Consider the following 26,734-nt stretch of genomic DNA (forward strand, 5'->3'; position numbering starts at 1 on the left):
AGTAGACTATCTTTTGCGTAGGCGAAAGGTAGTCTTTTTTGCGTATGCCCTCCACAAGCTGCCATTCTTTTGCGTAAAATGGGTGTCAGTGACAGCATACAGTGTGAGAGACAGACAATCGAGGGAGAACCAGACCATGGAGAGAAGAGTAAAATTGCTGGGCACGGGAAAATACTTGCCCGCGCGAGTCGTGACAGCGGCAGAGCTGGATGAACAGCTCGGGCTGGCTACAGGATGGACCGAAAAAAAATCCGGGGTTCGGATTCGCCATTATGTTACAACGGAAACAGCCGCGCAGATGGGGGCGATTGCCGCCAAACGCGCGGCGGAAGCGGCAGGAGTCTCGTTGCAGGAGCTTGACTGCATCGTCTGTGCGAGCGGAACGGCGCAGCAAGAAATTCCGTGCACAGCGGCCTTGATCCAGGAAGAGCTGGGGCTTTCCCGTACCGGGATTCCTTGCTTTGACATCAATTCGACTTGCCTGAGCTTCGTGACTGCGCTTGATGTCATGTCTTGCGCGATGGCTGCGGGTGTATACAAGCGCGTGCTGATCGTCTCGACGGAGATCGCTTCGATGGGACTGAACTGGAAGCAAAAAGAAAGCTGCGTGCTGTTTGGCGATGGCGCGGCAGCGGTCGTCGTGGGGCAGACACCGGAAGGCGAGTCGTCCCGCATTATAAGCTCAGCGATGCAAACCTACAGCGAAGGAGCGCACTATTCGGAAATTCGCGGCGGCGGAACGATGGTGCACCCGCGCCACTATGCGAACGGACACGAGGATGACTTCGCTTTTGACATGGACGGACGCAAAATTTTTCGTTTGACCTCGCAGTTGATTACCGGCTTTGTCGACAGCTTGCTCGCGAAAGCGTCCGTGAGCAAAAAGCAGCTGCAGGCCGTCATTCCCCACCAGGCGAGCGGGATGGCGCTGCGCATCATGAGAACGAAGCTCGGCTTTATGGAGCAGCAAATGGTCGATATCATGGCAGACCACGGCAACGTCATTGCCGCTTCGATCCCGATGGCTTTGCACGAGGCGATCAGCCAGAAGCGGGTAGCGAGGGGAGACTGCCTGCTTTTGCTCGGTACTTCCGCCGGGTTGTCGCTCGGAGGGATTGTGCTTGAATACTGAGCGGACGGTCCTTTTGACAGGAGGGAGGGCACCTGCCACGCTGGAGCTGGCCCGGCTGTTTCACGCGGGCGGACACCGCGTCGTTGTAGCGGAAAGCGCGGGGCGGCACCTGTGCGCTCATTCGCGCTATGTAGCCCGCTCCTATCGCGTTCCGCCACCCCGGACGAAGACGGATGCCTATATCGCCGAGCTGTGCCAGATCATGCAAAAGGAGCGCGTCGACCTGCTCGTTCCGACTTGCGAGGAAATTTTTTACGTCGCGCATGGCCGCGAGCGGTTGCGGGCATATGGCGCCGTGCTGGTGGAGCCGCTTCCTGTGCTGCGCGCTTTGCATGACAAATGGCTGTTTCAGGAACAGGCACAGGCAGCGGGGGCGAAAGTTCCGCATACGATTCGGGTGGAATCTGCGCACGAGCGGGACGAAGCGATTCGCCAAGCGAGTGGCCCGATCGTGCTGAAGCCTGTCTACTCCCGCTTCGCCGCCCATGTCCAGATCATCCGCGATCTGTCCAGGGTGGAGTTGTCCAGGCTTCCTGTCCCGTCTGCCGCTCAGCCGTGGCTCGTCCAGCAGTTCATCGCAGGACGCCAGCTGTGCAGCTACGCGGTCGCCCATGAAGGAGAGCTTGCGCTGTACGCGGACTATGAGACGGTGCACACGGCCGGGCAAGGGGCGACGATTCATTTTGCCTCTGCCGGACATGGCGGAGTATACGATTTTGTCACGCGGTTTGTCCGCAGGCACAAGTTCAACGGGCAGATCGCTTTTGACCTGATCGAGAGCGATGCAGGCGAACTGTATGTGCTCGAATGCAATCCGCGGCTGACGAGCGGGATTCATCTGTTTGCGGAGCAACAGGTGGCGGATGCCTTTTTTGCAGGTGGAAAAGAGGTGCTCGTGCCAGAGACAGGACGATCCTATATGCTTGGCCTTGCCATGCTGAGCTACGGACTGGCAAATGTCAAGGGCTGGTCGGGTTGGAAAAGGTGGGCGCGCGACCTGTCCGGCGCGCGGGATGTGCTCTTTCGCCTGGACGATCTGCGCCCGTTTTTTGACCAGTTTGCCATGCTCGGCGATCTGGCCTGGCAAAGCGTGAGCACGAAAACAAGCATGCTCGCATGCAGTACGAGCGATATCGAATGGAACGGGGAAGTGCCGCGCTGAGCGGGTTTCTTTGGAAAGGATGGGAGAAGGCACATGAAAAAACGTGTGCTCGTCACAGGCGGAACGGGTTTTCTCGGACAAAAGCTGGTGCAGCGGCTGCATGAGCAAGGCCACGAGGTGACTGCGCTGGGACGGGATGAGGGCATCGGGCGGCAACTGCGAGAGCAGGGCATCCGTTTTGTCCGCACAGATATTAGAGACAGGGAGGCGGTAGCAGACGCATGCCGCAGCCAGGAGATCGTCTATCACGTTGCCGCGTTTTCCTCGCCGTGGGGAAGGTTTCGCGACATGTACGAGACGAACGTGAGCGGAACCGTCCATGTCATTGCTGGATGCGACAAGCACGGGATTGAGCGGCTGGTGCACGTGTCGAGTCCGAGCATTTACTTTGCGTTTGCCGATGCGTACGGCATCCGGGAAGATGCGCCGCTGCCAGAACGTTTTGCCAACGTGTATGCGCAAACGAAGCATTTGGCCGAACTGGAAGTGGACAAGGCGCATCGGCAGGGGCTGCCGACGATTACGCTGCGCCCGCGCGCCTTGTTCGGGCCGGGCGACAATGCGATTTTGCCCAGACTGATTCGCGCCAACGAACAAAAATACGTGCCGCTGATTGGGGGCGGAAAAGCGCTCATCGATTTGACTTACGTGGACAATGTCGTGGATGCGCTCGTGCTGTGCATGGATTCACCTGCAAGCACATTCGGCCAAGCCTACAACATTACAAACGGGGAGGCTGTCACGCTGATCGACGTACTGACGGATGTGTTCCGGGGACTGGACATGCCGCTGCGAGCGAAAGAGGTGCCGTACTGGCAAGCGTACGGAGCGGCCTGGGTGCTGGAGCTGTTGTCCCGCACCGTGCTCGGCTACCGCGAGCCGATCCTGACCCGTTATTCCGTCGGGGTACTCGCCAAGTCGCAGACGCTCGATATTACGAAAGCGCGGCAGGAGCTTGGGTACGAGCCGCGCGTGAGCATAGCGCAAGGGATTGAAACTTTTACGGCATGGTGGAGGGCAGAACATGGACGTTAAATTGACGTGGCTGGACACTGGCTACTGCCGCCAGCTGGAACTGTTCTCGCGCAAAGGCGGCAGGGTGAAAATGATTCGCTTTCACGCGCTTGCCGGGCTGATCGAGCACCCGCAGCACGGCATTTGGCTGTTTGATACAGGCTACTCGCCGCGGTTTTTCCAGGCGACCCAATCGTTTCCGTACTCGCTTTACGCCAGCTTGACGCCTGTCGTGACAGCGCCTGAGCAAAGCGTGCTGGCCCAGCTCAACCAGCGGGGGATCGCGGCAGATGAGGTAAAAGGCATTTTGCTCTCCCATTTTCATGCGGATCACATCGGCGGCTTGCGCGATTTTCCCAAAGCGCGCCTGTACTGCTACGAGAGCGCCTATCTGCATATCAAGGACAAGACAGGACTGGCTGCTGTGCGCGAGGCGTACTTGCCTGATTTAATGCCTGCCGATTTTGCCGAACGCGTGACATTTGTGGATCGGCTGGCCCCGGTGGAGCTGCCAGCGCAGTACGCGCCGTATGCAAAAGGATACGATCTGTTTGGCGACCAGAGCGCTTGGGTGGTCGATCTGCCCGGGCATGCACAAGGCCAGTTTGGCGTGTTTGTGCGTGACCGCGATCACGGCGAACTGTTTTTGTGCGCGGATGCCGCCTGGTCGAGCGAGGCGTACCGCCGCTTTTTGCTGCCGCATCCGCTTGCCAGGCTGATCATGTCCGACCGCAAGGCATACCGCGACGAGCTGCACAAGCTGCATGTCCTGTCGCGCAATCGAGCAGACGACTTGCGGATCATGCCGACGCATTGCAGCGAAGTGTGGGAGACGACGAAAGAGGGCGGGGATTTTTCATGGAGATCATGACGCTGCTTGCGCAGTACGTGCGGACGAAGTGGCTCGCCCGGCGCTTTTCCACGCGAGAACAGCTGGAAAAATGGCAAGATCGCCAGGTCAAGGCGCTGCTGAACCGGATACTGCCTGTGTCGCCGTTTTACTTGAAAAGAATGGGCGCTTTGTCCAAGGCAGAGTGGAGGAAGCTCGCGCCGATTGACAAAAAGCTGATGATGGAGCATTTTGACGAGCTGAATACGCGGCGCATCGCCAAAGAAGAGGCGTTCCGTCTGGCGCTGCAGGCGGAGAACACGCGCGATTTTACGCCACAGCTCAAAGGAGTCACGGTCGGCTTGTCGTCAGGCACCTCCGGCAATCGCGGGCTGTTTCTCGTCGGGCCAAAAGAGCAGGCCAAATGGGCCGGGACGATTATGGCCAAAATGCTGCCCGGGCCGCTCTGGTCTGAGCAACGGATCGCCTTTTTCCTGCGGGCGAACAGCAATTTGTACACAGCCGTAGACAGACGGCGCATTCAGTTTGCTTTTTTTGATCTGCAAAATTCGTTAGCAGAGCACGTCGAGCGGCTGAATCGCTATCAGCCGACTGTGCTGGTCGCTCCGGCATCGATGCTGCGCATGCTGGCAACAGCCAAGCAGCAAGGAGCACTGCGGGTATCGCCGATCAAAGTCATTTCGGTCGCGGAAGTGCTCGACCCGCTTGATCAGGCGTACATCCAGGACAGCTTCGCTCAGCCCGTTCATCAAGTGTACCAGTGCACGGAAGGGCTTCTGGCTGTCACGTGCGAGTACGGCACTTTGCACGTAAACGAAGATATCGTCGTGATGGAAAAAGAGTATCTCGATGAGCAGAAGGAGCGGTTTTTCCCGATTTTGACCGACTTTTCCCGCGAGACGCAGCCGATTATCCGCTACCGCCTGAACGACATTTTGACGGAGCGGCGCACGCCGTGTCCATGCGGCTCCGTGTTCATGGCACTGGAAGCGATAGAAGGGCGCTCGGACGATCTGTTTTGGTTCCGGCATGGGCATGAACACGAGGATCGCTGGATTTCCATCTTCCCGGATTTCATCCGGCGGGCTGTGATGGTGGCATCCGCGAAGATCGAGGAATACACGGTTCGCCAGCTTGGTGCAGAGCAGGTGGAAGTCGCGCTGTTGGTAAACGGGCAGCACTCCGAGCAAGAGGTGCAGGAAGAGGTGCGGCAAAGTCTCGCGGCTGTCATTCGCTCCTATGGCGCTGTCGTGCCCGCGATCCATTTTGTGCCGTACCAGCCTCATTCGGGCGCTAAAAAATTGCGGCGCGTAGAGAGGGTGTTTGCTTTCGATGAGCAAAAAGGACGAGATTAGGCTGTATGAGCCTGACGAGCTTTTGGCGCTGGACTGGACGCAGCTTGCAGATGGCGACTACGCCCGCGACTATTTGACGACACTCGCGACAGATTCTCCTGAGCGCCACATCCAAAACGTGCAAACAAAGCTGCTGGGCCTGCGCGCAGGAGGGCGTCTCGTGCCCGTGACGGTGAATGAGCAGGAGTACGCCAATTCGTATGTTTGTTCACCGTACACCCATTTTGTCACTTACGCCCGCGAAGAGCTGGACATGCTCGATTCCAGGCTGTGGAAAAGGCTGCTCGCGCCTGTGCTGGCCGCGCTTGGCTTATGGATGAAGGCAAGCCGCTGCAACCGGATCGCGATTGTGAACAACTGGCTGTTGTCCACGAATTTGTACCACGACTGGACGGCGCAGGAAGCGCGGGAAATCACACACTTTTGCGCGAAAAAGCTGCCGCGGCACATCATCGCGTTCCGCTCCGTTTGCCAGAAGCTGAGTCCCGAGCTGTACAAAGGGCTGAAGGATGCAGGCTGCCTGATGGTCCCGAGCCGCTACGTGTACTTGTTTCACCCGGAGTGGCCAGGCAAAGGGACGTGGCGGGTGCGCAATACGCTGTCCCGCGATCGGAAAATGCTGGAGAAGTCCGGCTACCGGGTGCTTTGGCACGATGAGCTGGAAGCAGGTCAGGCAGGGCGGATCGTCGAGCTGTACAACGCTCTGTACCTGGACAAATACTCCCGGCTGAACCCGCAGTTTACGGAGGACTTTATCAGGCTTGCGATGCGCAAGCGGACACTCACGCTGATCGGACTGGAAAAGGACGGGCGGCTGGACGGCATACTCGGTTATTTCGTCCGCAACGGCGTGATGACGACTCCTTTGTTTGGCTACGATACCAGACTGCCCAAAGAGACGGGGTTGTACCGGATGCTGTCGAGTCTTTTGGTGCAGGAGGCACAGCGGCGAAGCCTTTTGCTGCACCAGAGCGCGGGAGTCGGGGCGTTCAAGGCAGACAGGGGGGCCGTCGGGGAGACGGAATACACGGCTGTGTACGTCAAGCACCTGCCTGTTTATCGGCGGTGGATTTGGCAGACGCTTGCCGTATTGCTTGAGCGAATCGGGATCAAATTGGTGGAAAAATACGAGTTGTAGTGCCTTTTCATACACACTTCGACGCAGATCGTAACTTCTTCCCTATACACTGAAAAGCAGCGAAGCATTTGCTTGAAGGGGGAAGGATCACATGAATCGGCTCTTGTTCGGAACATTGGTCGTAGTCACGACTTCACTCATGGGTTCATCGTTTGCGGTGGGAAAAATCGGCTTGGCTTACTTTTCGCCGCTGCTGCTTGTCGGTTTGCGCTTCACACTCGCCGGGCTGCTCATGGCTCTGTGGGTGTGGAAAAAGCCGCTGCCCCGCTCGGGAACGGAATGGGCGAAGATCGGTCTGATCGGATTTTTGCAGACGGCGGCGGTCATGGGCTGTATTTTTTTGAGCTTGCGAACGATTACTGCCGGGGAATCGTCGATTTTGACCTTCATGAATCCGCTTCTGGTCGTCATCTGGGGAACGTTGTTTCTGGGAGTGGCCTACCGTTTTTCCCAGTGGCTCGGGGTGCTGATCGGCCTTGCCGGCGTATTTTTGACACTCGGCTCGCATCTGCAATGGGAGACGGGAACGCTGTTCGGAATCGGCTCGGCCCTCGCCTGGTCGATCGCGACGATTTTGGTCAAGCGCTGGGGCGTGCGGTTTCATGTCTGGGTGCTGACGGCCTACCAGATGCTGTGCGGCGGAATTTTGCTCCTGATCATGGGCGTGACGCTGGAGACGCCCAAGCTGATCATTGCGCCGGAGTCGATCTTCATCGTGCTCTGGCTGGCGATCATGGCGTCCATCGTGCAGTTTGCCACCTGGTTTTACTTGCTCAGCCACGGTGATCCTGGACGCACCAGCGCTTTTTTGTTTCTCGCCCCGTTTTTCGGCGTGCTGTCCGGCTGGCTGTTGCTCGGGGAGGTTGTGTTGTGGAACGTATACGCCGGAGGTTGCCTGATTTTTGCCGGAATTTTTCTCGTCAACTGGACGTTTGCGCCCCGGAAGCAGCGCGAAGAGTCGGGAAAGCTCGCCTAGACGCGTTCTTTTTCGCCTGTGACGTCAAGGCCGAACTCCGCGATGAACCCGCTCGTGCCTTTTGGTGTGACGCGCACGGCACGTCCGCCGGGGATTCGTTCGATCCAGCCCAGTTCAAACAAGCGGTTGGTGAGCGAAGCCCCCAGGCTGCCAGCGAGATGGTGGCGACGCTCGCTCCAGTCCAGGCATTGACGGGCGAACCGCCGTCTGCTTTTCGGGCTGCTCTCGACCTCGACGCCGAGTGACCGCAGCTTGCTTTTTCCGGCTTCGTTCAGGACAAAATCTTGTCCGGATGCCTCGATCATGCCGAGCGCGATCAGCTTTTGCGTCAAGGCGACGCCGACTTCTCCGGCGAGGTGATCGTAGCACGTACGCGCATAGCGGATCGCCCGCATCTGATCGGACTCGCGCAAGGAGCGAACGGGCTGGGGAGCAGAAATGGTCAAAAGCGCCTCCAGCGCATGGGCCACCTCGGGGCTCGCCAACCGATAGTAGCGATGTCTGCCATGCGATTCGCTGGTCAAAAGTCCGCCTTCGACGAGCTTTCCCAGATGCGTGCTGGCTGTTTGCGGCGTCACTTTGGCGCTTTGCGCCAGCTCGCTCGCAGGGAGCGCTTTTCCTCCGAGCAGGCTGACCAGCATCATCACACGGGATGGTTCGCCGATCAGGGAGGCAAGCTCGGCGATATTCGGACTGGTACTCATCTCGATCCACCTGCTTTCACATTGATAGTTCGATCATAAACGAAATGTATGTGTGAAGACAAGAAAAAGTCCGTCACTTGAGCCGGGACAAGGCCAAGGGCGGACTTTTTCATTAGGTGCTTTCGTTCGGGGGCGCTAGTTGCCAGCTTTTACGGTTTCGCCCTGACGCGGGTTCAGCCCGCCCTCCCATTGCACGCGGATCGACTTGCTCAAGAACAAGTCTTTGCCGTCGGAAACCTGGTAGTGCAGATGCGGCTCGCTGGAATTGCCGGAGTTGCCGCACAAGCCGAGCAAATCGCCTTTTTTCACCCGATCACCGACCTTCACTTTTGCCGAGCCTTGCTTCAAGTGGGCGAGATAGCTGAACTCGCCGTTTCCATGATCGATGACGACCACGTTTCCGGCAGGCTGCTTGTCGTTCATGATGCCGACGGGAACGTTGTCGGGAATATCGCTCACGACATGCACGACTGTTCCGTCCTGCGGCGCGAGAATTTCTTGCCCGAAGGCGTAGTAGCTTTCGTTTTTCGTGGCATCTCCGGAGTAGGAGTAGCCGTCCTTGATTTTGATGATGTCGTAGGCATAGCGCTGGGTCGGTATCGCGTAATGGTAGTTCGACAACACATCCTGCCCGCCCCAGAACACGTACCAGTCGCCCTTGAACGGCGCCTGATAGGAAAGCTTCGTCAAGGTGTTGTCCGTAGCCGGGAAGGTTTCCAGCGGCTTGACCAGCAGGGTGGTAATCGTCCCTTTCGAGTCCGTAACAGCGGTAAGGGCGAACTTCCCGTCCTGATCCAGCCAGGTGTCGTAAAAGTTGTCGCGGTTCAAACGAAGCTGCGAATGGTGCTTCCATTCTTTTATCGTCGCGTTCAACTGTTGAAACGTGTTTTCAAAATCGGTTTTGGAGATGCTTTGCTTGAAATCGGCGCTGGTCTGATCGTAGACGGCAGCGGCTTTTCCGGCAAGGAGAGCTTGCCCGAGCTGTTCAGCTTTGATTGGCTTTGTCGCCGATTGTTCTGCCGCGCCCTGCGCTGTTCCAGCTTGAGTGGGCGGCTTCCCGAGGTATTGCGTAGCGGTTCCGCAACCGACCAACAGCATGGCGTACGCTCCTAACAGCAGTGAGACTTTCTTCATGTTCTGTTTCCATCCTCTCGCGTCTTGGTTGCCTCCATTATAAAAAGCTACTCTTATCCACAAAGAAACGGAAACTTACGCCCGACTTAAATCGGACAGGCAAAATTATGATTCCGTTAAGGTAGCTTGAAAAGCTGCGGGCGCAAGGGACATGGTAAAATGAGGGATGAAGCTAGAAAAAGGAGCGGATGCAAGGTGAAGGATGCCGCTATTCTTCTTGTGGACGACGAGCAGGCGATCCTCCAGTTGCTGGAGACGGTGCTGCGCAAAGAAGGATTCGAAACGATCGACAAGGCCAAAACAGCGGAAGAGGCACTGGCTGCTTGCGAGAAAAAAGCCTACGACCTGATCGTCCTTGACGTGACGCTCCCGCAGATGAGCGGAATCGACGCATGTCCGTTTATCCGCAGACTGACGGAAGCGCCGATCTTGTTTTTGAGTGCGAGAAATACGGACTTCGACAAGCTGACGGGCTTTGCCGTGGGCGGAGACGATTATGTGACGAAGCCGTTTAATCCGATGGAAATTGTCGCCCGCATTCGGGCGTTGCTGCGCCGTTCGCGCAAATTGCAGCCTGTGGATGCCAGCGCGGTCAACGGCGTTTTTGATTTCGGACGCTTCCAGGTGCACGAAATCGCCGGAGAGCTGTATGTGGAAGGCAAGCTGATCGCGTGCCCATCGCTCGTGTTTCAGTTGCTGTTGTTTCTGTGCAAAAATCCGAATCGCATTTTTGCCAAAAGTGAGCTGTATGAGCGGGTGTGGGGAGAACACAGCATTCGCGACGACAATACGATCATGGTGCACATTCATCGGATTCGCGAGCGAATCGAGCCTGATCCGGCGCAACCGGAATATTTGGTGAACGTGCGCGGGCTTGGCTACAAGCTGATGAAGAAAGGGCTGCCGCATGAACTTTAAAAATCGGCTGGCGATCCGGCTGATCTCCTGGCTGGTGATTGTCGGGTTGTTGCTATCGATCCTGGGTGGCGTGGCGCTTTTCTGGATCATCGATCGCATGACGCAGATTGAAGCGAACCGCCAGTTTGAAAATGCCGGGCTGTACCAGTTGATTCAAACGCTTGAATCACGCGACGGGCAGCTTTACTTTGATCCGCAGCTGCTGGAGCTGATTCGCGAGAGCGGGGGCTGGCTGCAACGCCTGGATGAATCGGGAAAAGTCACCGATTCGTTTTTCACGCCCGATGACGTGCCGCACGCGTATGGGCCGGGAGAGCTTACCGCTTATTGGCTGGGAAAAAGTCCGTTTCCGTACCAGCTGTTTTTGTGGATACAGGAGAAAGATGGCGTCCGGCACACGCTGGTGTACGGAGTAGGCAAAAAGCAGGAACAGTTTTTAAAGCTGCTCATCGACAGTTCTACGGTTACAGGCGCCGAGATTGCAGTTGATGCCGACTTGGCGGACAGAGTGAGAAGCGAGGGCGCCTGGCTGCAATTGCTCGATGAAAAAGGCAACGAGCTGGCTTCTTTCAACAAGCCGCCGGAAGCGATTCACGACTTTTCGCTGCAAGAGTTGGCTTTGCGCTCCGTGTATCCGGATCGGTACGGAACGAAGCTCGTTTCCTACTATGACAAGGAAAAGCGGCAAACGTGGGTGTTGAGCACCCCGCTTGCAGGCATGAAGCCTGGGCAAAAGCCGCTGCTGGAACCGGAGATTCAAGTTTTGCTCGTTGGCTTAGGCTCGCTTTTGGCTGGCTCGATGCTGGTCATTCTGGTTGTGGCGTACTGGCTGGGACAACGCTTTGGCGCCCCGATCGTCCACATGATGAAATGGCTGACCCACCTGCGCAGGGGGCGCTATGCCGAGCCTGCGGGCGCAAACGGAATGGCGCGAAGCATGGACAAGCGCGGACGGCGAAAGCGCAACTACCGCGTGTATCAGGACGTCATGGATTCGCTGGATTCCTTGTCGCAATCGCTGCACCGCAACGAGAAGCTGAGGGAGGAAACCGAGCGCATCCGCGACGAATGGATCGCCGGAGTATCCCACGATTTGAAAACGCCGCTGTCCTCGATCAAAGGGTACGCGCACTTGCTGGGAAATGAGGCGTATAGCTGGAGTGCAGAGGAGACGCGTTCGTTTGCGGAAATCATTTTGGACAAGTCCGCTTACCTCGATGAGTTGATCAATGACTTGACGCTTACGTATCGATTGCGAAACGGACAAGAAGCTCCGGCTGTCGAGCTTGTGGAGTTGAACAGCTACACGAGAGAGGTAGTCAGGGAAGTAGCGAACCATCCTGCGTACGCGGCGGGTTCGATTCGCTTTGACCCAGCGGCTGAGACGTCACTTTACATGCACGTATACAAGCCGTGGTTTCAGCGGATTGTGGAAAATCTGGTCGCCAACGCCTTGTTGCACAACGAAGCGGGCACAACTGTCACGGTCGGTTTGCGGCAGAGCGGGTCGTCGACTGTTCAGCTGACTTTTGCCGACAATGGAAAAGGAATGGACGAGGAAACGGCGGAGCGCTTGTTCGAGAGGTACTTCCGCGGTACGGATACCGAAACCCGTGGAGAGGGCTCGGGCCTCGGCATGGCCGTCACGAAAGCGTTGGTGGAAGCGTTGGGCGGCTCGATTGAGGTCGAGACTGCCAAAGGGCAAGGAACTGTCATTGCTATCACCTGGAAAACAACGCAACCGCCAAGCCTGGAAAAACAAGCTGGCGGCTGAACGTAAGCATAAAACTAAACTTTGAACTGTTTGACCAAATCCTGCAATTCTTCCGCCATCTCGGACAGGGCAGCAGCAGAGGAAGAGATTTCTTCCATCGAGGCAAGCTGTTCTTCGGCAGCGGCGGAAACGTTTTGCGTGCCAAACGCGGTCGATTCTGCTGTTTTGGCGATGGTTTCGATGGCATACACGACTTGCGCAGAGCCTTCCGACATGAGATGGGTCGCGTTGGACACTTCCTGGATTTGACTGGCGACTTCTTGCGTACCGGACAAAATGCCGTGGAACGCTTTGCCTGCGTCATTCACCACTTCGATTCCGGCCGACACTTCGGAAGTCGTCGATTCCATCGCCAGAACGGCGCTGTTCGTGTCGATCTGAATGGCAGCAATCAAGTCTTTGATCTGCTGGGTAGATTTGGCGGACTGCTCCGCGAGAATCCGCACTTCATTGGCGACGACGGCAAAGCCGCGTCCGTGTTCACCCGCACGCGCAGCCTCAATAGCCGCATTCAATGCGAGCAGGTTGGTTTGCTCCGCGATGGAAGTGATCACTTCGACGATTTTGCTGATCTCGGCTGAACGGTCGCCGAGCAGCTTGATCGATTCGGCCAAGCCGCTTACGGTGGTGCTGATCGAGTTCATCTGCGCGATGGCAGTCTCAATCGCCTGGTTTCCGCTGGTTACGGTTTTGGCGGCTGTCTCTACAGTGCGCGTCGCCAACTCGGTATTGTCTACAATGTCTTGCATCCGAGCCGACATTTCATTGATCGTTTCGGATGTGGCATCGACCGTTTTCGCCTGGTCTTCTGTTCCTACCGCCATCTCCTGCATGGTGACGGCGATTTGTTCGGTGGCTCTGCTCGTCTGCTCCGCGCTTGCGGTCAACTGTTCAGAGGTGGAAGCGACTTGCTCCGAGCCGAGGCGCACACGCGAAATCAACTGGCGCAAATTGTCGGTCATGAGTGCGAAGTCATCGGCCAACTGACCGAGTTCGTCCCGGTTTTTGATCTCGATTTTTTCTCCGGTAAGGTCGCCTTCTGCTACTTGTTTTGCTCGCGTTGCCATTTGCACAATCGGTTTGGAAATATGACCGGAATAAATCCAGGAAACTGCGAAGCCGATTAGCAGGAAAATGCCGAGGGTAATCAAAAGATCGTACAATACTTTGTTGGCGGGACCGTCAAAGTCTTCCATGTAGCTGCTCGCGCTTACGATCCAGCCCCAGTGCGGATCAGCTTTGGAGTAGGCTACTTTCGGATACATCACATCAGGTTCGTTTGGCTTGGTCCACTGGTAGTACGTAAACCCGCCGCCATTCAAGCCCCGCTTGATTATTTCCTGGGTAAAGTACACGCCGTCAGGACCTTTTTTGTCCCATTGGTTTTGCCCTTCGATGGAAGGAGAGGCGAGCATGATTCCTTGTTGATCGACTACGAACATGTAGCCGCTTGCACCGGAATCAATATTGGGGTTGATGGGGCGTTTGCCGTCCGCTTGCCTGGGGCCAAGAATATGCTCCTTTACTTGCTCTTGCGCATCTTCTTTGCTGAGTTTGCCGGCATCGACCTGTTTTTGCAGGGCGTCGATCATTTCGATCGTCAAATGCACGTTGTTTTTCAGGATGCGCGAACCCAAGTCGCTCATTCCGGCGCTGGCGGAATTGTAGCCTTGAAAACCGATGACTAAGCTGGGGATTGCCAGTAACAGCAAACACATCATCACGAGCTTCGTGCGCAAGGAAACGAACTTGGCTTGCTTGGCTGCTTTCATAAATGAACACCTCGCTGCTTCAAAAGATTTCGGACATGAAGGAAACACCAAGATGATCACCACAGGCTGACGCTTTTTTGTTGTGGATTCACAGCAGGGGAAACCGATCCATCTGGAGTTTTACTACGATGCTTATGACTTTTATCGACAGAAGTAAAGCACTGTTTTAGTCTGTTCTGGCGTATTTTCCAAAAGTTTTTGGAACGTTTTGGGTCTGGCGTTGAAAGGATTGCAGCTTCTGGAAATGATAGGGAAAGCAACTGCGGTGTTTGCCAGCGACTCATGGTATGATAGAAAGGATGTAAATCCAATCGGGATGGAGGCAGCGTGATGAAATTCATAGATAACCAGGGAATTACGGACCCTCGCATGAATCTGGCTATTGAGGAATACGCATTGAAAAATTTGCCTGCAAGTGACGACTATTTGCTGTTTTACATAAACGAACCATCGATCATCATCGGAAAAAACCAGAATACGATTGAAGAGATCAACTCTGCCTATGTGGAGGAGAACCATATCCACGTCGTGCGCAGGCTGTCTGGCGGCGGGGCCGTCTACCACGACCTCGGCAACCTGAACTTCAGCTTCATCACGAACGATGACGGCCAATCGTTTCACAACTTCCGCAAATTTACCGAGCCGGTTGTGCAGGCGCTGAAAAAGCTCGGCGTCGAAGCCGAACTGACCGGGCGCAACGACATCCAGGTCGGAGAGCGGAAAATTTCTGGCAATGCGCAGTATTCGACCAAAGGCCGGATGTTCAGCCACGGTACTCTTTTGTTTGATTCGGAAATGGAAAACGTCGTCTCGGCACTGAAAGTAAACGCCGAGAAAATCCAGTCCAAAGGGATCAAATCGATCCGCAGCCGGGTTGCGAATATCTCGGAATTTTTGCCGGAAAGCATGACGATTGCAGAGTTTCGCCTGGCGATTCTCCACTCGATTTTCGGAGAGGGAGAAGTGGAAGAGTACAAGCTGACCGCCGAAGACTGGGACAAGATTCACGAGCTGTCCAAAGCCCGCTACCAAAGCTGGGACTGGAACTACGGCAAATCGCCGAAGAGCAACTATCGCCAATCCAAGCGATTCGAGAACGTCGGCAGCATCGAAGTACAACTGGATATCGAAAAAGGAAAAATCAAGGACGCCAAAATATACGGCGATTTCTTCGGCGTGAGAGACGTGGCGGAGCTGGAAGCGCTGCTGCGCGACACGCCGTACGACCGTCCCTCTGTCACCGAGCGGATCGCTCTGGTCAACTTGCAGGAGTTTTTCGGCAATCTCGACCGGGAGTCGTTCGTGTCGCTGTTGATCGTGTAACACGCTCATCGTCTCACTCAGATTCGCGGCCCGCCCGCCAGACTTTGTTTTTTGCGGAAGGCAAGTCAAAAAACAAATCGGACGTGACGGTTTCGCCGACCGACCGCAAGCGGCTGTATTCGCATCCGCATGGAGGAAAATGGCGAGGCAGTTGTCACGCAAAAAGGGTGGTTGCAGACGATGAGAACAGAACGTGAAATGATGGCGCTGGTACTCGATTTTGCGCGGGCAGACGAACGGATTCGCGCGGTGACACTGGAAGGCTCGCGGACCAATCCGCGCGCTCCCAAGGACATGTTTCAAGATTACGACATCAGCTTTCTCGTCACCGATATGCAGTCGTTTCTCGACGAGCCGGCATGGATTGATCGATTCGGCGAGAGAATCATTTTGCAAACCCCGGAAGCGATGAGCATGTTTCCGCCAGAGCTGGGCGAGCGTTTTTCCTACCTGATGCTGTTTGCCGACGGAAACCGGATCGACTTGACCTTGATCCCGCTTGAGGAAAAGGACGCCTATTGCCAGGAGGACAAGCTATTGGTCGTGCTGCTCGACAAGGATCAATGCTTGCCGCACGTACCTGCGCCGACGGATGAAGACTACTGGGTGAAACGCCCTTCTGCCGCATTCTTCCGCGACTGCTGCAACGAGTTTTGGTGGGTGTCGACGTATGTGGCAAAAGGCTTGTGGCGAAAAGAAATTTTGTTTGCCATCGAGCATCTGGATCGGTACGTGCGACCGATGCTGCTGAAAATGATCGAGTGGCGGGTGGGCATTCAAACCGATTTTTCTGTGAGCATCGGGAAGAGCGGCAAATATTTGGAAGCACACTTGTCTGCCGAGCGCTGGCAAAAGCTTTTGTCCACTTATCCGGGAGGCAGCTACGAAGGCGTCTGGACGGCACTGTTCGCGATGGGCGAGCTGTTCCGCGAAGTCGCGGGGGAGGTAGCAGACGCTTTCGGCTACGAGTACCCGCACGACGATGACGAGCGCGTGACGAGCTACTTGCATCGTGTTTCACAGCTTGCTCCTGATGCCAAACAAATTTTTGACCGCGATCACCATCGCCACGCATGAAAAGACGGCGAAACGCCTGACAGGTGCTGTCCAGGTTTGACCGCCAAACGTGCGCTGAGCCAGGGCGAAAAGCGCAAGCTCGTACCGCATAGAGTGGCTTTTTGAAAGGAAAAAGAGGCTGTTCCCAAAGTCGAAAGACAATGGGACAGCCTTTTTTATATTCACGACATAAATAAAAACCATTGATATAAGCGTTCGAATATGTGATTATCTACTCTGTCGCTGATAATGAGAATTATTATCAGAAAACTGTTTCACACAAAACACCAAGTGGCAAGGAGAAAAGAGCGTATGAAAAAAGGAACACGAATCGTACTGGCCTGCTTGATTGCAGCAGTCACAGCTGTTTTTGCCGGTTGTGGAAGCAACCAAACGGCACCGGAGGCGGACAAGAAGCCTGCGACGCGCGTAGTCAAGCATCTGATGGGGGAAGTGACGATTCCGGCAGAGCCAAAACGGATTGCCGACGTATCGGGAGCAGCCGAGGAGCTGCTGATTTTGGAGCACAAGCCGATTGCTACGGCCAATACATACAAAACAAAAGTCATGTCCCACCTGACGGACAAGCTGCCAGACGTCAAACCTGTCGGCTGGATGTGGGATGACTCGATCAATATGGAGGCAGTGATCGAAGCGAAGCCAGACTTGATCATCATGAACAACCGTCAGCAAAAGCTGTACGAGCAAATGGCGAAAATCGCGCCGACCGTCGTGCTGGAAACCGACATGGACAAATGGCGCGACAAGTTCAAGGAAATCGGTCGCTTGTTCGGACAAGAAGAAGACGTGAACAAATGGCTGGCTGGCTACGACGAGAAGACGAAAGGAATGCGTGAGCAGCTCAAGCAAGCTTACGGCGATCAGTCCTTTATGTTCCTGGCTGTAACGCCGAAGCTGTTCCGCGTGTACGGCAACTACGGATATGCCGATATTTTGTTCACCGATCTCGGACTGAAGCCGGCAGAAGGCACACCTGCCGATAAAACGATGGAAATGATCGAGCTGGAAGGTTTGACGAAGTTCCAGCCTGACCATCTGTTCCTCGTCAATTTTGGCGGCAAGGCGGATGAAGTTTACGCGGAGCTGAAAAAGAGCCCGGTGTGGAAAAGCAACAAGGCCGTTCAACAAAACCATCTCTATGAAGTAACGAACGAAACATTCAATACAAAAGCGTTTGGCCCGCTCGGCAAGGAAATGCTGCTCGACGAGATTGGCGGCATGTTGCTGAAAAAGCAATAAGCGTACAAGCTGAGCTGGAAAAAGGATCGGGCTGTCGGGAACGCAAGCGTGACAGCAAGCAAGGCCGGAGAAAAACGAATTTTTTTCCGGTCTTTTTCTTTTTTTGAAACATTCTCTTGAAGGAATATTCCTTTTCGTGTATATTTAGGATAACAGAAAGATGACCACAATGATGAGATAGGAGACGGCAATCTGGAGGTCATCACGTAATGAGGTGAACAACATGTCAGGGGACATTCCGGACATGGGCATGACGACGCTTGGCGCTTTGGCTGAGCCGAATCGACTGAATATCGTGGAGCTTTTGCGCGAAGGTCCGCTAACTGTAGGCGAAATCGCCGAGCGGCTCGGGTTGCGTCAGCCCCAGGCTTCCAAGCATCTGAAGGTACTCAGCGAAAACGGCATCGTGGAAGTAAAGGCCGAAGCCAACCGTCGAATCTACAGACTCCGGCCAGAGCCATTTCAAGCGCTTGATGCCTGGGTGAAATCGTTCCAGCGAGTTATGGAGGAAAGGTACGACAACCTAGAGGATTACTTGCGGGAATTGCAGGGCCAAAATCGTCCTGAACAAATGCACGAAAACAAGGAGGAATAACCATGTCCAGAAATGCAATCGTTTCGCGAGTTGAGGGTGAGCGTGTCCTGGTGCTGGAGCGTATTTTCGACGCGCCGCGCGAGCTTGTGTTCCAAATGTTTAAAGAGCCAGAGCACCTGAAACGCTGGTGGGGGCCAAGAGGCTGGGAAGTTCCGGTTTGTCATATCGATTTTCGTCCGGAAGGAGTGTGGCACTACTGCATGAAATGTGTCGACCAAAATCAGGGCGAGTTTTACGGCATGGAATCGTGGGGCAAAGGCGTGTACGAGGAAATCGACGAGCCGAACCGGATTGTGTACACCGACTATTTCTCGGACGCCGAAGGAAACGCGAATGCGGAGATGCCATCGACCAGAGTCACGCTGGAATTTATTGACCAGGAAGGGCGGACGAAGCTGGTCAACCGCGCCGAGTACGTGTCGGCAGAGGCGCTCAAAACCGTTATGGACATGGGCATGCTGCAAGGCATCACCGAAACGTGGGATCGCCTGGAAGAGCGCCTGAACGAGCTAAAATAAGCACACAAAGGTCGCCTGGCTGCGAAGCTGGCGGCCTGTTTTTTTATTCCCGAACATTTTTTGGACAAAAACTGTAAGCAAATCGGATTTTTTCGTCTAATCCAATACAACGCTGTAACAAAGGAGCGAAGCAATGGAGCCGGATGACAGAATCGAGCAATGGTTTCTCCGATACGGCAACGACGTGTACCAGTATTTGGCGTATTTTACGGGAAGAAGAGATGTGGAAGATTTGGTTCAGGAAGTGTTCACGAAGGCGCTCAAGGCTTTATCCGGTTACGAGGGCAGGGCGCAACCGCGGACGTGGCTGCTGTCCATCGCGCGTCACGCAGCGATTGACCATAGCCGCAAGCAAAAAATGATCGACTGGTTCCCGGAGACGGTCCTTGGATTTCTCCGCTCCAAAGAGCGCTCGCCCGAAAATGCCTTAGTGCTGAAAGAGCAGTTGCAAGAGGTTTACCACACGATGAACCAGCTCAAAAGAACGTATCGGGAAGTTTTGATCTTGCGCCTGATCGAAGGCATATCGACGGAAGAGACAGCCGAAATTTTGGGATGGAGCGAAGCAAAAGTCAGCACCACGCTGCACCGGGCAGTCAAAGCTCTGCAAAAACGCATGTCCAATAGCGGCAAGGAGGTTCATCTGCATGACGCCATCTTTTGAAGAAAAACAGGTTAGCAGTCTGCTGCAATCTTTTCCGACGCTCAGGATGGAGGAGGAAAAGCAACGCGAGGTGATCCAGCAGCTGCGACGTGAAAAAGAGCTGCTCAAAAAGCGGAGGGGGCGTGCTGCGTATCGCTACGTCATCGGAGGCGGAGGCGTAGCCGCATTATTGGGCATGCTGTGGTTCGCTTCGCCGTTTTTGCCATCCCCATCCTCCCTGGCGCCTGCTCATTCAGGCGGCCAGAGCACGCAGGCAGCAAGGGCAGACGTCAACGGGCAGCCAGCAGAAGCAGGGAAAGAAGCTGCTGTGCTGACGATTGATGCGCAAATCCAGACTTCGATAGAGCAAACAATCGCGAAGACATTTGACGCTGTTCATCCGGAGCGAATGACGGTGATTGTCTCCGATCCGGGCACAGGCGAGATTTTGGCGATCGGCAGCCGAAGCAAAAACGGAGCGACGGACGATGCGGAACGTTTTGCCGCCGCAGGAAAAGCGCAGCCTAATCCTGGTGCAGCCTATCAGATCGTGACACTGGCGGCAGCGATTCAAGAGGGGAAGTTCGACCCTCGGGAGATATACGAGTCCGGTACATATAAAGGGATTCCCGGCGAACCGATCAAAGATTTCAACAACGGCATCGGCTGGGGGAAGATCACGTTTCTGGAAGGATTTCTGCGCTCATCCAACGTAGCATTTGCCAAGCTCGTCCACGAACGTTTGCACGGGGATACGTTGCTGGAATACTTCGAACGGTTCGGTTTCGGACGCGAAACAGGGGTGGAGGCAGCGAACGAAGAGGCGGGGAAGCTGCCGAATATGGACGAACCGAGGCAGGCGGCATTGGCGGCAACGGGGCTGGGCGGTGCGGCAACTCCGCTTCAACAGATGGCAGCTGTGGGGGCCATCGCTAATGGCGGAAAGCTGATGCAGCCGCATCTGTACAAGCAGGCAGGTACGGACGAACACAATCGGTACATGGTTCGGCAGGTTGTCTCGGAAGAAACCGCCCGGAAGGTACGCGACATGCTGGAATCGGTGGTCACAAGCGCGCGTGGCTCAGGAATCGGACTTGGCTTGCCAAATGTTACGGTGGCAGCGAAGCACAGTGTAGTCGAGAAAACCGATCCGAAAGGGAAGGCACTTGACGGGAAATATACCGTTTCGGTGATCGGATTCGCGCCGAGTGACCAGCCAAAAGTTTTGGTGTATGTCGAAATCGATGAACCGCAAAGCGAGTTACCTGTAGTTGGCTGGAAAAAAGTCGTAGCTCCGCCCTTTCAGGAGGTGTTGAGCAACAGCTTGCAGCATGTGCAGCAATTGCAAAAGCGATGAACAGCGACAATGACTAGCCAGCGGGTGCAATCTGAAAAAGGATTCGTGAGGAACACGGCATGCTCCCGCGAATCCTTTTTTGTTTCCGGCAAGTTCGTTTGAGGCTGGAAACGGCAATCAGACACTCGGCACCCTGGCACGGTTCGCCTTTTGCTGTTTTTTCCGATATCCGAGCTGTTTGCGCTGAAAATGGTTGTTGCGGATCAGGGCAAAAATGACGAGCAAAGTGCCGTAAAACTCGAACATGCTGATTTCATAGCCTTGCATCGCCATCAAGGCGAACGTTGTGATCGGGACGAGATTGATGAACAAGATTCCATTGAGCGGAGTAAGCCGTTTGATTCCTTCGTTCCAGCTTAACAGGGCAACCAGTCCCGGCAAAAGCACCATAAAGGCCATCTCATATTTGATCGCAACCACACTCTCCCAGCTTGGCGCGGGCATCCACTGCAACAAAATAGCGGACGCAATCACGCCAAAAGAAACGCACGTACCCAAGAGACACGTCAAGGTCGAGTAGCGCAGCGTCGACCAGCCAACGAAGCGCGCGCCGCCCATGGAGTAGACGACCCACCCGACAACGCCTGCGAAGATGAGCAGCAGCGGGAAAATTTGCTCGCTTGCCGTGATGAAAAATGCGAGGCTTCCGTTTGTGATGACCAAAAGCGCTCCGGCGAGAGCAATCGCGATGCTGGTGACGCTGTAAGCAGGCGGCAGCTTTTTCGTCTTGAGCGAGATCAGGACGATGGAGATCATCGGCATCAGCACTTCCATGATAGCCGCCGCAATCGTTCCCGTCTCTCCCATCAGCTTTTGCCCCATAAAAACACCCATGTTGTACACCGTAAAAGCCATCGTGCCGAAGAAGGTCAACGCGCCGCCGCGCCCCTCCAGACGAAAGGCGGACCGTCCTTCTTTTGCCAAAAGCAAGCCGCATAGCAGCATACTGACCAATAAATAGCGCAAAAACGCGAACGTAACCGGATCGATTTTTTGCAGGGCGATATGGGCGACAGGAAACATCGCTCCCCACGACGCGCTGGCAAGTGCGCATAACACGGTTCCTGCAAGGAGTGACTTGTTGTTCATGTGAAAACTCTTCCTTTCCATCTGAAGCATCTTCCACATCATACGGGATGAAAATCTGTTAGTATAATGATTGATAATCAAAAAATGCATCATTTTCAGTGATGGATATGGAAAGCAGATGGGGAGAGAGCAAGGGTGGAGCTGAACGATTTAAAAATTTTTCACATGGTAGCGACACTGGGCAGCGTGAGCAAGGCCGCAGCGGAGTTGAGCTATGTGCAGTCCAATGTGACGGCCAGAATCAAGCTGTTGGAAAAAGAGCTGGGAACGCCGCTGTTTTACCGGCACAAGCGGGGAATGACATTAAATACAGAAGGACGAAGATTGCTGGAATATTCGCGCGATATTTTGACGAAGCTGGATGACATGCACCGATTTTTTCATCAAAGCTCGGAGCCTTCCGGTGTGCTGTCCATCGGGATGGTGGAGACAATCAATCGGCTGCCTGAGCTTTTGTCTGCCTATTGCAGCCGCTTTCCGCAAGTGGACTTGTCGCTTACGGCAGGCGTGACCGAGCATTTGCTGCGGATGGTTCTGGATGTGGAGCTGGACGGGGCGTTCGTCACAGGTCCGATCAGCCATCCGTTGATCGAGCAGATGCAGGTGTTTAGCGAAGAGTTGGTGCTGGTCAGCAAAGGAAGCTCCTTCACCATGGATGACATGCCAGGGAAGGCGCTGCTTTTATACAACAAAGGTTGCGGGTTTCGGGAGAGGCTGGAGGGCTGGATGAAGCTGGAAGGAGTGATTCCCAGAAAAGTGATGGAGTTCGGGACGTATGAGACGATCATCGGAGGTGTCACAGCAGGCATCGGCATGACGATCTTGCCCAAGTCGGCGGTACGGCAGCTCGCGGAAAGCGGGCAAATCCATATGCATCCGGTGCCAAAGCCATACCGGGATGTGACGACGATGTTCATACGCCGAAAAGATGCGGCCATGACCAGCACGCTGCAATCGTTTTTGGCTGAAATCGGACGACATAGCGGGTAACGAGACCTATGGATTAAACTGATAATTTTATGTAAAATTTTGAAATTCGTCCTTTTCTATAAGAGAAAATTGTGGTAAATTTATATGGCGAACAAGCGTTCTGTTTCGGTTCGTAAACGATGACAGGTGGAAGGAAGGTGGAGCTTCTGTGATTGACCGATACACCGAAATTGACGAGGTCATTTCTTATATTCATCGACATCTCGATGAGCCTCTGCCACTTTCCCGTTTGGCCAGTCATGTCGCCTACAGCCAGTATCATTTTGCGCGCATTTTCAAGGAAAGAATCGGCTTGTCACCGCTGTACTACGTATCCTCGATGCGTTTGCAAAAGGCTAAGGATCTTTTGTTGCGCACCAACATGAGCGTCCGCGATATCGGCCTGGAAATCGGGCAGCAAAGCCTCGGGACGTTTTCTACCCGGTTTACGGAAAAAGTGGGCATATCGCCAAGCGAGTTCCGCGAGTCAGCGCATCGGGCAGACGACCAGCTGCGCACTTTGCAGCTGCTTTCCGACTGGAGCATGGCGAGGTCGTTTGCGGAGACGAAATTGCGGATCAGCGGGACTGTTACGGCTGCGGCTCCTTTTCACGGCGTCATTTTGATTGGCTTGTTTGCCAAGCCGATTCCCGAAGGGCTGCCCTTGTACGGGACACTTCTGCCGTCCCTTGGCGATTTTTGTTTTACGGGCGTCGCGCCTGGCACGTATTATTTGATGGCTACTTCTGTCGATTGGGGCACGCAGGCGATCGATTTTCTTTTGCCGCATTCCACGTTGCGCACCCGATCGAAAAAACCGATCATCGTCACACCGAACAATACCGTTCCACATCAGCAAGTTACCCTCTACGAGCCTCATCCCGACGACCCGCCTATTTTGATTTCCTTGCCGCTCTTGATGGATCATTTCATCAACCGGGTGGCGAAGTAACATCATAGCAATCGAAAAGAAATCATAACCTATGATTCGTGGTAGGCTAGGATAGCTTACTGATTAACGTAAAGAGATGGAGTGGGAACTTTACAGCTGGATTATGAAAGGAGAAACCAAGTGAAAAATCAGCAAGAGGAAAAGCATAATGAAGGCACTTTCGGGAGCAAAAGCAACTTTCTCGTGGTCATGGTGATGATCCTGGGGGTTTTTGTTGCGATTCTCAATGAGACGCTGCTGAACGTTGCCTTGTCAAAAATCATGGATGATATCGGAATCTCTCCAAGCACAGCCCAATGGCTGGCGACTGGCTATTTGCTCGTCATTGGCGTCTTGATTCCGGTGACGGCCTTTCTCATTCAGCGGTTTACAACGAGAGCCTTGTTTTTGTCAGCGATGGGGCTGTTTACTTTGGGAACGCTGGCAGCAGCGCTTGCGCCGGGCTTCGAGCTGCTTCTGATCGGCAGGGTGCTGCAAGCTTCGGGAACGGGGCTGTTGTTCCCGCTACTGACCAATGTCGTCTTGTCTGTCGTTGCGATTGAAAAAAGGGGATCGGCCATGGGCACGATCGGAATCGTGATCACCTTTGCCCCAGCCATTGGGCCGACGCTGTCCGGCATTATCGTCGAGCATTTCAGCTGGCGCGCCCTCTTTTACGGAGTGCTGCCGATTGCCTTGTTCGTCATCGCTTTCGCCTATTTCCGCTTGAAAAACGTAACGGAAACATCCCGCCCGCGAGTAGATGTGCTTTCCCTGCTTTTGTCCACCTGTGGGTTCGGCGGGATTGTGTTTGGTTTCAGCAGCGCCGGAGAAGGGCATGGAGGCTGGGGCAGCAATGAAGTGCTCGTTCCGATTACGATCGGAGTGATCTCCCTGATCCTGTTCATCTGGCGGCAGCTGCGTCTGGATGAGCCGCTGCTCGATTTGCGCGCTTTTACGTACAAAGTATTTCGGATGTCCACGATTATTATGATGATCGTCATGATGGCGATGTTTTCGGCAATGATGCTGCTGCCGATTTTCCTCCAGAACGCTTTGGGCTACAGTCCGTTTCATGCGGGGCTGATCATGCTGCCGGGCGGGATCGTCATGGGGATCATGTCGCCGATTACAGGACGGCTCTTTGACCGCTTCGGGGCCAAGTGGCTGGCGCTCATCGGACTTGGGTTGGTCGGCAATACGCTATGGCAATTTGCCTTTATTACCGTGTCTACTTCCTACCTCACGATCATGGTTTGGAACACGCTGTTGATGCTCGGCATTTCCATGCTGATGATGCCAGTCATGACCAACGCCTTGAACGAGCTGCCGCCGAAGCTGTATCCGCACGGCACAGCGATCATCAGTACGTTGCAGCAAGTAGCCGGAGCCGTCGGGACGGCGCTGCTCGTCACGATCATGACGAACGGCACGAGCAAGTATTTGGCCCAGTTCGGGGGAGCAGAAGCCGAGCCAGCCCAAAAGGTGCTCGCCATGATGGCAGGAATGAAAAGCGCGTTCCTCCTGGCTTTCGCTCTGGTCGTGCTTGCCTGGATCATATCTATGTTCCTCAAGCGGGCGGTTCCGCCAAAAAAAGAAGAATGGGAAGGTCAGGGCGCATCCGCGCATTGATCGAAGGAGCAGGTCAGTCCAAACGCAGGTTTGGGCTGGCTTGTTTTTTATATAGTTTGTTCATGGCGTAATCCTTGAAATTTTAAAACAGCGGACACCAGATAACAGATGCAGGTTACCCCAAACCACACACCGATGTTTGAGTAGGTAAAGAGCATGTATAACGACAAGGGAGATGCCCAAACAAATGAGATCAAAATGACAGGGGGATTTACCAAAGAGGAGATGAGAGCAAAACAAGCAGGGAGCAAGATGAAAAAAATCATCATATACGGCATTCCTTTAATGGAACCATCACGGATCGTTGCTACGTACCACAAGTAAATGCTGAGAATGGAGCTTAAAGCCCCTAACAAGCAGCCACTCCACAAATAAAAATTTTTGTAAATCGTCTTCATAGTTTTCCCTCCTTGGAAAGAGCTTTGTAAATTCTTGTCTAGATTTATCAAATAAATTTATTGAGATTGCTTTTTCGGTGTGATAATTTATTGATTATAATACCGTATTTTACAAATATTACAAATATCACAAGCACCATACGCACTTTGTAATTTTTAACGAAGAAATGGATGTAAAGATCTATGTGAAGGGGTTATTTCACTATGAAAAAATATTAACAGGCGGGAAATGGAGCGATTGGTTACCGATTATCAATTGATCGAGCTAAAAGAACGTATAAAACAGAGAAGTTAAGCAAACAAGAATTAGATGATGAATTGAACCGAGTAGATGAAAAATCCCAAAATGTGAGTAACAAGGATATTGATAGCTTGAACGGTGGAATAAAAGCTCTTGCTGCTAATTATTATACTGGTTGGTTTAAGATAACAACACTTGATCCAGTTAGAGTTCCGGTCAATGCAACCAAGCTTACTCTAAAGTGGAAAGAGTATGAAGATGGGACGTTAGAAGATACAAGCCATAGTATCTCTCCCTGGGCTGCAAACCCAAGTAAATTCGATACACATTGGTTTGTAGATGATTACGATGATTCCACACCAGATGCAAATACTGATAGTTCAGAAATCACTTACACAGGATGGGCTGATTACTATAATGATGATTTTGGAGATGATGAGTGGAGAACGTACGTTTCACACTCGATAAAAATGACAGCGTTGCAAAAAGATGTTGGATGTGCAGGTTGCTTTGATTATTCCTATAAAACGGATGAGTCTGGAGAGTCCAGTTCATTGCTGAATTACACAATTACTACTAGTTATTAAATTAGTAGAAGATCGTCTTAATTCCCCAAAATTATGACGGTCTTTTTATTTTGGTGCTGCAATTAGAAACAGATTCGTAAAAAACTCGACAATTTTCTCAATCCTTGAGAAACCTTCCCTTTACAACAAAACTAATGACTTTCCTCCCCATAGGAAAAACTAGCTGCAAATCGTCGAACTTTTATTTCCGGGCAGGAAAATGCGAC

At 53.8% G+C, this 26,734-nt stretch carries 25 protein-coding genes; 20 read left to right on the plus strand and 5 right to left on the minus strand.

From position 1 onward, the window contains the following. The first annotated feature begins 103 nt into the window (after window positions 1–103). The 7 genes from IRJ17_RS10380 to IRJ17_RS10410 all read left to right on the plus strand — a co-directional run bounded on the left by IRJ17_RS10380 (window position 104) and on the right by IRJ17_RS10410 (window position 7,627). On the plus strand, window positions 104–1,132 hold the full coding sequence (locus IRJ17_RS10380; protein WP_233454145.1) for a beta-ketoacyl-ACP synthase III: 1,029 nt from the start codon (window positions 104–106) through the stop codon (window positions 1,130–1,132). After that, the gene (locus IRJ17_RS10385; RefSeq protein WP_242774547.1) at window positions 1,122–2,294 is read left to right on the plus strand and encodes an ATP-grasp domain-containing protein; all 1,173 of its coding nucleotides are present in this window, start codon (window positions 1,122–1,124) and stop codon (window positions 2,292–2,294) included. The genes IRJ17_RS10380 and IRJ17_RS10385 overlap by 11 nt, the downstream gene beginning before the upstream one ends. 33 nt (window positions 2,295–2,327) lie before the next feature. Beyond that, window positions 2,328–3,329, plus strand: coding sequence for an NAD-dependent epimerase/dehydratase family protein (locus tag IRJ17_RS10390; protein ID WP_242774549.1), 1,002 nt, complete (start codon window positions 2,328–2,330; stop codon window positions 3,327–3,329). Next, on the plus strand, window positions 3,319–4,179 hold the full coding sequence (locus tag IRJ17_RS10395) for an MBL fold metallo-hydrolase (protein WP_173597550.1): 861 nt from the start codon (window positions 3,319–3,321) through the stop codon (window positions 4,177–4,179). Before IRJ17_RS10390 ends, IRJ17_RS10395 begins: the two co-directional genes overlap by 11 nt. Continuing rightward, on the plus strand, window positions 4,167–5,513 hold the full coding sequence (locus tag IRJ17_RS10400; protein ID WP_242774551.1) for a F390 synthetase-related protein: 1,347 nt from the start codon (window positions 4,167–4,169) through the stop codon (window positions 5,511–5,513). The genes IRJ17_RS10395 and IRJ17_RS10400 overlap by 13 nt, the downstream gene beginning before the upstream one ends. Continuing rightward, window positions 5,491–6,651 carry a GNAT family N-acetyltransferase gene (locus tag IRJ17_RS10405; RefSeq protein WP_242774553.1) on the plus strand — a complete coding sequence of 387 codons (1,161 nt, stop codon included), beginning with the start codon at window positions 5,491–5,493 and terminating at the stop codon, window positions 6,649–6,651. Before IRJ17_RS10400 ends, IRJ17_RS10405 begins: the two co-directional genes overlap by 23 nt. Before the next feature lie 91 nt (window positions 6,652–6,742). Continuing rightward, the gene (locus tag IRJ17_RS10410; protein ID WP_173597552.1) at window positions 6,743–7,627 is read left to right on the plus strand and encodes a DMT family transporter; all 885 of its coding nucleotides are present in this window, start codon (window positions 6,743–6,745) and stop codon (window positions 7,625–7,627) included. On the opposite strand, the gene IRJ17_RS10415 is transcribed toward IRJ17_RS10410, so the two are convergent. Beyond that, window positions 7,624–8,331 carry an ArsR/SmtB family transcription factor gene (locus IRJ17_RS10415; RefSeq protein ID WP_122964629.1) on the minus strand — a complete coding sequence of 236 codons (708 nt, stop codon included), beginning with the start codon at window positions 8,329–8,331 and terminating at the stop codon, window positions 7,624–7,626. The genes IRJ17_RS10410 and IRJ17_RS10415 overlap by 4 nt on opposite strands. Window positions 8,332–8,466: 135 nt before the next feature. Then, entirely contained in the window at window positions 8,467–9,465 is a 999-nt protein-coding gene (locus IRJ17_RS10420; protein ID WP_242774555.1) for a M23 family metallopeptidase, read from the minus strand. A 195-nt stretch (window positions 9,466–9,660) separates the two neighbouring features. Between IRJ17_RS10420 and IRJ17_RS10425 the strand changes: the two genes are divergently transcribed. Continuing rightward, the gene (locus tag IRJ17_RS10425) at window positions 9,661–10,383 is read left to right on the plus strand and encodes a response regulator transcription factor (RefSeq protein ID WP_242774557.1); all 723 of its coding nucleotides are present in this window, start codon (window positions 9,661–9,663) and stop codon (window positions 10,381–10,383) included. Then, the gene (locus IRJ17_RS10430) at window positions 10,373–12,157 is read left to right on the plus strand and encodes a sensor histidine kinase (RefSeq protein ID WP_242774559.1); all 1,785 of its coding nucleotides are present in this window, start codon (window positions 10,373–10,375) and stop codon (window positions 12,155–12,157) included. The genes IRJ17_RS10425 and IRJ17_RS10430 overlap by 11 nt, the downstream gene beginning before the upstream one ends. 14 nt (window positions 12,158–12,171) lie before the next feature. Here IRJ17_RS10430 and IRJ17_RS10435 read toward each other — a convergent pair whose 3' ends face one another. Beyond that, on the minus strand, window positions 12,172–13,929 hold the full coding sequence (locus tag IRJ17_RS10435; protein WP_242774561.1) for a methyl-accepting chemotaxis protein: 1,758 nt from the start codon (window positions 13,927–13,929) through the stop codon (window positions 12,172–12,174). Between the two features lie 330 nt (window positions 13,930–14,259). Here IRJ17_RS10435 and lplA point away from each other — a divergent pair, with 330 nt between their 5' ends. The 7 genes from lplA (at window position 14,260) to IRJ17_RS10470 (ending at window position 20,681) form a co-directional block, all read left to right on the plus strand. Further along, on the plus strand, window positions 14,260–15,252 hold the full coding sequence (gene lplA / locus IRJ17_RS10440; protein ID WP_122964634.1) for a lipoate--protein ligase: 993 nt from the start codon (window positions 14,260–14,262) through the stop codon (window positions 15,250–15,252). 180 nt (window positions 15,253–15,432) lie between these two features. Then, window positions 15,433–16,329 carry an aminoglycoside 6-adenylyltransferase gene (locus tag IRJ17_RS10445; protein ID WP_242774564.1) on the plus strand — a complete coding sequence of 299 codons (897 nt, stop codon included), beginning with the start codon at window positions 15,433–15,435 and terminating at the stop codon, window positions 16,327–16,329. Window positions 16,330–16,620: 291 nt separating this feature from the next. Further along, window positions 16,621–17,568 (plus strand): ABC transporter substrate-binding protein, encoded by a 948-nt coding sequence (locus IRJ17_RS10450; protein ID WP_217022271.1) that lies wholly within the window; start codon window positions 16,621–16,623, stop codon window positions 17,566–17,568. A 223-nt stretch (window positions 17,569–17,791) separates the two neighbouring features. Beyond that, a complete protein-coding gene (locus IRJ17_RS10455; protein WP_122964636.1) occupies window positions 17,792–18,163 on the plus strand; it encodes an ArsR/SmtB family transcription factor in 372 nt (123 codons plus the stop codon). 2 nt (window positions 18,164–18,165) lie between these two features. Next, window positions 18,166–18,681: an SRPBCC domain-containing protein gene (locus tag IRJ17_RS10460; protein ID WP_122964637.1), complete on the plus strand. Its 516-nt coding sequence runs from the start codon at window positions 18,166–18,168 to the stop codon at window positions 18,679–18,681. A 133-nt stretch (window positions 18,682–18,814) separates the two neighbouring features. Then, window positions 18,815–19,345, plus strand: coding sequence for an RNA polymerase sigma factor (locus IRJ17_RS10465; RefSeq protein ID WP_122964638.1), 531 nt, complete (start codon window positions 18,815–18,817; stop codon window positions 19,343–19,345). Continuing rightward, window positions 19,329–20,681, plus strand: coding sequence for a penicillin-binding transpeptidase domain-containing protein (locus IRJ17_RS10470; protein ID WP_242774566.1), 1,353 nt, complete (start codon window positions 19,329–19,331; stop codon window positions 20,679–20,681). Before IRJ17_RS10465 ends, IRJ17_RS10470 begins: the two co-directional genes overlap by 17 nt. A gap of 117 nt (window positions 20,682–20,798) precedes the next feature. On the opposite strand, the gene IRJ17_RS10475 is transcribed toward IRJ17_RS10470, so the two are convergent. Continuing rightward, window positions 20,799–21,770, minus strand: coding sequence for a DMT family transporter (locus tag IRJ17_RS10475; RefSeq protein WP_242774568.1), 972 nt, complete (start codon window positions 21,768–21,770; stop codon window positions 20,799–20,801). Window positions 21,771–21,905: 135 nt separating this feature from the next. Between IRJ17_RS10475 and IRJ17_RS10480 the strand changes: the two genes are divergently transcribed. The 3 genes from IRJ17_RS10480 to IRJ17_RS10490 all read left to right on the plus strand — a co-directional run bounded on the left by IRJ17_RS10480 (window position 21,906) and on the right by IRJ17_RS10490 (window position 25,302). Continuing rightward, window positions 21,906–22,760 carry a LysR family transcriptional regulator gene (locus tag IRJ17_RS10480; protein ID WP_122964641.1) on the plus strand — a complete coding sequence of 285 codons (855 nt, stop codon included), beginning with the start codon at window positions 21,906–21,908 and terminating at the stop codon, window positions 22,758–22,760. 151 nt (window positions 22,761–22,911) lie between these two features. Further along, complete coding sequence (locus tag IRJ17_RS10485; protein ID WP_173597629.1) at window positions 22,912–23,691, plus strand: helix-turn-helix domain-containing protein; 780 nt, start codon at window positions 22,912–22,914, stop codon at window positions 23,689–23,691. Window positions 23,692–23,880: 189 nt separating this feature from the next. After that, on the plus strand, window positions 23,881–25,302 hold the full coding sequence (locus tag IRJ17_RS10490; protein ID WP_302053648.1) for an MDR family MFS transporter: 1,422 nt from the start codon (window positions 23,881–23,883) through the stop codon (window positions 25,300–25,302). Window positions 25,303–25,349: 47 nt separating this feature from the next. Here IRJ17_RS10490 and IRJ17_RS10495 read toward each other — a convergent pair whose 3' ends face one another. Then, window positions 25,350–25,700: a hypothetical protein gene (locus IRJ17_RS10495; RefSeq protein ID WP_173597561.1), complete on the minus strand. Its 351-nt coding sequence runs from the start codon at window positions 25,698–25,700 to the stop codon at window positions 25,350–25,352. Between the two features lie 318 nt (window positions 25,701–26,018). Between IRJ17_RS10495 and IRJ17_RS10500 the strand changes: the two genes are divergently transcribed. Further along, on the plus strand, window positions 26,019–26,528 hold the full coding sequence (locus IRJ17_RS10500; RefSeq protein WP_242774570.1) for a hypothetical protein: 510 nt from the start codon (window positions 26,019–26,021) through the stop codon (window positions 26,526–26,528). Window positions 26,529–26,734 lie beyond the last annotated feature (206 nt).

Source organism: Brevibacillus parabrevis (genome assembly GCF_022701015.1).
Taxonomy (GTDB): domain Bacteria; phylum Bacillota; class Bacilli; order Brevibacillales; family Brevibacillaceae; genus Brevibacillus; species Brevibacillus parabrevis.